This window comes from Buttiauxella massiliensis (assembly GCF_902500225.1).
Lineage (GTDB): Bacteria > Pseudomonadota > Gammaproteobacteria > Enterobacterales > Enterobacteriaceae > Buttiauxella > Buttiauxella massiliensis.
Genome location: NZ_LR722692.1, coordinates 1 through 857, shown reverse-complemented (window position 1 = coordinate 857; position 857 = coordinate 1). Strand labels below are relative to the sequence as shown.

General features: G+C 54.3%; 1 pseudogene. It reads right to left on the bottom strand.

Annotation, left to right across the window (positions count from 1 at the left end):
- Window positions 1-51 precede the first annotated feature (51 nt).
- A pseudogene (locus tag GC128_RS22935) lies at window positions 52-857 on the bottom strand (IS5 family transposase); the annotation flags it as partial.

Genomic DNA, 857 nt, shown 5'->3' with positions numbered 1-857 from the left:
TTTGTTGAATAAATAGAATTTAGACAGCAGATCCTACTGTCAGTCATTTTCTCAGACAATCCGTACACTTTCTGGCATTCCTGCACGCGTCATTATGTTCAGTGCACGGACCATGGCCATAGCCTCACCAACCTGCGCATTATAGTCACACAGCGTAAGGTGCCCGCTGCCCGGTACATCGCTGTTTCGGCAACCGAACGTCGGTTGTAAGCCGTGTTCCATTTCCAGTAGGCGTTGCTTCCCGTTAGCCGCTGCCTCGCTACCGCCCGATTTCGGTCTGCGCACTCCGTTGGCCAGTAACCTGCGCGGGTTCGCGGCGGGATCAGTGCCTTGATTTTCCGATGGGACTGTCGGATAAGACCCGGGAATGCCTCCGCATCGGTCACGTTGTTCAGGGACAGGTCAGCACAGATAACCTCGTGGGTATCGGCGTCCACGGGAAGGTGCAGTTTTCGCCAGACGCGGCGCTTTTCCTTACCGTGTTTTTTCACCTTCCACTCGCCTTCACCGAAAACTTTTAATCCGGTGGAGTCGATAACGAGATGGGCAATCTCGCCGCGCGTGGGTTTTTTAAACGGGATGCAGACGGACTTAGCCCGTCTGCTGACGCAGGAATAATCCGGGCAACGAAGCGGGAGCTTCATTAACGTAAAAATGGAATCGATGAATCCCTGAGCGGCACGTAGCGTGAGGCGAAAGACGCGTTTGAGCTTCAGTACGGTGGAAATCGCTAACGTAGAATAACGTTGTGGACGCCCCCGTGAAGGTGTTTTTGGCTCGTCGTACCAGGCCTGGATGGCCGACTCATCAAGCCATAATGTCAGCGACCCACGCTTGACGAGAGCCTTGTTGTAGGC